Below are 1211 nucleotides of genomic sequence, written 5' to 3' on the forward strand. Positions count from 1 at the left end.
TTCCTTTCGGGTTCCCGGCTTCAGAGACGAACAAATTTGTATCGCCAACTGATACAAACTTCCCTGTATCAAACATTCGATGGCTTTCATAAGGCTGGATTACTCTGGATCGTGCAGCGAGATTATCACCGGTAAGGCCACATTCTCAAGGTTTCACGATGCCTGGTTTGCTGCCGTCAGGGCGCTGCTGGCAACCGGTCGGAAGCTTCCGTCACGTTGTCCTCTTTCCAGAAGACCCGGAAGACTTCCGAAGGTATTCATGGCCGCATCATGTAACTGGGGCTATCGTCTTGCCGGCATCGGAACTGAACATCAGCCGATAAAGACCGGGATATTGACAGGCAAACTGGATACAGGCCTGCCCCGCTGCCATGAATTGCATGCACGTTAAAGACATCGCTTCTGTCATGCTCTTCCCACGCCTGACGAAATCGATCCGGGCCACTTCCAGCAGGGGAAAGGTCAAGTTCTGGTCCGCAGCCATCATGGCCGGCGAAATCCCGCATATGATCCGTGCGTTAGCCATACAGGCACGACATGGGCCGGAACAGTCCGGTTTGGGGGATGGGGCATGACCGAGACATATGATTATGATCTGGTCGTGATCGGCAGCGGCCCGTCAGGCAGGCGGGCTGGGGTTCAGGCGGCGAAACTGGGTCGATCCGTGCTGATTATCGAAAAAAATACCCGGGTTGGCGGGGTCTGCGTGCATACCGGCACCATTCCGTCCAAAACCCTGCGGGAGACGGTCCTCAACCTGACAGGCTGGCGGGAGCAGGCTTTCTATGGCCGGGCTTATCGTGCCCGCAAGGATATAACCATAGCCGACCTGAACAGTCGCCTGCGCAAGACCCTGGATTATGAAGTCGATATGCTGGACCACCAGTTCGCCCGCAACGGCATAGCGGTTGTGCATGGCACGGCACGGTTCGTGGATCCGCACCATATTACGATCACCATGGACAACAGGGTTGCGCGGACCGTGTCGGGTGACAGGATCATTATTGCCGTCGGTACCCGCCCGCACCGTCCGGCCAATGTGCCCTTTGACGGGACGGTCGTGCTGGACAGCGATGAAATGACCAGCCTTGCGCGCCTGCCACGTTCCCTGACGGTAATTGGCGGGGGGGTGATCGGTATTGAATACGCGACAATATTCAGTGCGCTGGATGTGCAGGTGAGCGTTGTCGAGGCACGTGACAGTATTCTGG

1 protein-coding gene and 1 pseudogene are annotated in these 1211 nt (G+C 56.7%); one reads left to right on the plus strand and one right to left on the minus strand.

What is annotated here, in order from left to right:
- Positions 1-159: 159 nt before the first annotated feature.
- Positions 160-526, minus strand: a pseudogene (locus B7449_RS19265) (TetR-like C-terminal domain-containing protein); the annotation flags it as partial.
- A 45-nt stretch (positions 527-571) separates the two neighbouring features.
- On the opposite strand from B7449_RS19265, the gene B7449_RS19270 reads away from it, so the two are divergent.
- Positions 572-1211: FAD-dependent oxidoreductase (locus B7449_RS19270; RefSeq protein WP_048884122.1), on the plus strand; the 640-nt coding region annotated here is incomplete at its 3' end.

The organism is Komagataeibacter intermedius TF2, assembly GCF_000964425.1.
Lineage (GTDB): Bacteria > Pseudomonadota > Alphaproteobacteria > Acetobacterales > Acetobacteraceae > Komagataeibacter > Komagataeibacter intermedius.